This window comes from Streptomyces sp. NPDC023723 (assembly GCF_040639815.1).
GTDB lineage: Bacteria > Actinomycetota > Actinomycetes > Streptomycetales > Streptomycetaceae > Streptomyces.
The window spans coordinates 1-2,527 of sequence record NZ_JBFAAP010000121.1 but is presented as its reverse complement, the minus strand read 5'-3'; the positions used below and the strand labels follow the sequence as shown (position 1 = coordinate 2,527).

Genomic DNA, 2,527 nt, shown 5'->3' with positions numbered 1-2,527 from the left:
TCTCGGCGGTCCGCGCGGGGCGCGGCGCGGCGCGGCGGACGGCGGTGCCGTCCGCGCAGGGGCTCGGCTCGGTGAGGCTCTCGGCCCCGGTGTCCCGGGGTCCGTCGCCGGTCGCGACGTCCATCCGCGCCACGACCGCGGCGGCGGCGGTCCCGTCCGGTGCCTGCTGCGGCGCGAACAGGTTCAGCAGCACCGAGGCGAGCAGCAGCACCACGGCCACTGCCCATCGACGCCGCACCATCCGGACTCCTGCCCCTGTCTCGGCGGGGGCCGGGCAACGGGTCCGGTCCGGACGACTCCCCCATACGCCCGGCCGCGCCTTCCAGTAGGCCGACCGGGTCCCGGCCCGTCAAGCCCCGGGCACCGAATCGGCGGGCGCACGACGGACGTTGGCGCCACCGCGCCCGTCCGGGACCGGGAAGTCGCGTTTCCTGGACGTCCGCCGCGCGTTCCGTGCCCGGCGACGCCTCAGTGTTCGGCGGCGCGGCCCAGGATCTCGGTGACCTGCTCGCGCAGCACCGCGCGGGCCCCGGCGGGCAGCGAGCCGAGGGCGGAGGCGTCCAGCGCGTCGGCGGTGTCCCCGGCGTCCGTACCGCAGTCGGCGCTCTCGCTGAACACCTCGTAGCCGTCGCGGACCGCGACCCGCAGCCGCCGGCGCCCGCTCTCCTCGGCGTGCACGGCGGTGGCGACGACCAGCGGCGGCGGGCCGCCCGCCTCGGCCTCCATCTTGCGGTAGCCGCTGACCAGGGGCGCCTGCCAGCGCAGCGAGAGCAACAGGGGCCTTTTGGCGACGAGTTCGGTGAGGTCGGTCTCGAAGACGCGGTCCTGGGTCAGCACCGTGGCCCGGGCGTCCAGCACCAGGGCCGCGGGCAGCAGGCAGCGCAGGGTGCTGCCCACGATGTTGCCGCCGACCGTGGCGGTCCGCCGCACCGCTCCGGTGCCCACCGTGCCGGCCGCGCGCCGCAGCACCTCGGGCACCCGCTCGTCGACCCGGTGCAGCAGCACGGCCGCGCCCAGCGTCTCGCGGGCTGTCTCGTTCGCCTCCGGCAGGTTCCGCAGCGACATGGCCAGTTCGGGGAAGCCGTCCCGTTGCCAGCCCGCCCAGACGAGGGTCGCCCCGCCTATGGGCACCGCCCCCTGGGCGAGGTACTCCTGCGCTTCGGACACGGACGTGGGCAGACGCAACAGCACGGCGGCCGACCTGCCTTCCTCGGAGTTCGGTGGCGGGGGTCCGGCACCTGACGGGTTCAGCACCTCAGCCACATGATCGATGGCATGGCGCATTGTGCCCACGCACGCGGGGGCGCGTACAGGGCTCACGTCACAAGCACGTGCGCTCCCTCTGCGCCGGGCGCACGCCCCCAGGAGAGACGGTACGGCCGCGGGACCGGTCCGCGCTACGCCCGGTGCGCCGCCGCGTCCTTCGCCAACTGGACGGCGGACAGCAGACTCAGTCCGGGCGCCGAGTCGCGCAGGATCTTGATCGCCGGTACCGAGTCGGCGGGTCCCTCGTGGCCTGCGGCGGTGAGCCGTTCATGGACCCAGCGGGCGCGCAGGGCGGCGTCCGGTACCGCCGCCGCCTGCTCCACGAGCGCGGCGGCCCGCTCCAGACCGGGCCGCTCCTCGGGTGCGGCGTCGGCCAGCGCGGTGCGCAGGGCGGCGGCTATGACGTCCGCGTCGCGCAGGACGAGGACATTGAGTTCCAGCGGCTTGCTTCGTCCGAACATGCCTCCATCGTCGACGCGGGACGCCGTACCGATCAAGCTACTTGAGCTGCTTCTGAGCTGCCGGTCAGTCGGCTCCCACGGGGTCGGTGTCGACGCGGCCGGACAGCCGCTCGTAGCGCTGGCGGGCGGCCTGCGGGGTGCCGAGGCCCAGGCCGAAGGCGATCTCGTGCCAGGTCATGCCGCGGCCCCGGGCCATCTTCAGGAGCCCGGCCTCCAGTTCGTCCAGTTCGCCGCGGACCAGCGGGACCAGGCTCAGCGCGGCGGTGATGTCGGCCCGGTCCACCTCGGGTTCGCCGTCGTCCGGCAGGGCCGCCCCGCTGAGCAGGAAGGCGACGAGCCGGACGGCCTCGTGCGGGCCGAGCAGCGCGGGGCTGGTCTGGCGGCGGCGCTGGGCGTCGGTGGCCGCGTGCCGTTCGGCGATGCGCAGCAGGGCGGCGTACACCCGCTGGGCGCGGGCCGCTTCCGGACTCGGCGGGGAGAAGACGTCGGGCGGGGGCGGGGTGGAGGTCATACCGGCAGCCTGCCCGATGAACAGTCTCGCTTCAACTGATTATGGTGAACAGGTTGTTCAAGCACTTGTGTGGTCGTAGGCCGAGTTGTTCGATGACCCCGACGAGAGGAAGAGACGCGATGCCCCTTCTGGACAGTGCGGTCTGGAGCAAGGGGTTCCTCGGCGAGGGCTGGCAGGACGCCGCCGTCACCCGGCCGGTGACCGAGCCGGCCACCGGCGACCGGCTCGGTACGGTCGGTCTGGCCACGCCCGAGGACGTCGGCCGGGCCGCCACCCGGGCCGCCGAGGC

Annotated in this window: 4 protein-coding genes and 1 pseudogene; 1 reads left to right on the top strand and 4 read right to left on the bottom strand. The window is 74.6% G+C overall.

The features are described from left to right. The 4 genes from AB0G32_RS40300 to AB0G32_RS40285 form a co-directional block, all read right to left on the bottom strand. Nucleotides 1-241, bottom strand: a 241-nt coding sequence (locus AB0G32_RS40300) for a hypothetical protein (protein WP_361176044.1), incomplete at its 3' end; no start/stop codon positions are given. 227 nt (nucleotides 242-468) lie between these two features. Further along, complete coding sequence (locus tag AB0G32_RS40295; protein ID WP_361176041.1) at nucleotides 469-1,191, bottom strand: FAD binding domain-containing protein; 723 nt, start codon at nucleotides 1,189-1,191, stop codon at nucleotides 469-471. A gap of 206 nt (nucleotides 1,192-1,397) precedes the next feature. Next, entirely contained in the window at nucleotides 1,398-1,727 is a 330-nt protein-coding gene (locus AB0G32_RS40290) for a hypothetical protein (protein WP_361176038.1), read from the bottom strand. Nucleotides 1,728-1,791: 64 nt separating this feature from the next. Continuing rightward, nucleotides 1,792-2,238, bottom strand: a complete 447-nt coding sequence (locus AB0G32_RS40285) for a DNA-binding protein (RefSeq protein ID WP_361176035.1) — start codon at nucleotides 2,236-2,238, stop codon at nucleotides 1,792-1,794. A gap of 119 nt (nucleotides 2,239-2,357) precedes the next feature. Between AB0G32_RS40285 and AB0G32_RS40280 the strand changes: the two are divergent. Next, nucleotides 2,358-2,527 (top strand): annotated as a pseudogene (locus tag AB0G32_RS40280) (benzaldehyde dehydrogenase); the annotation flags it as partial.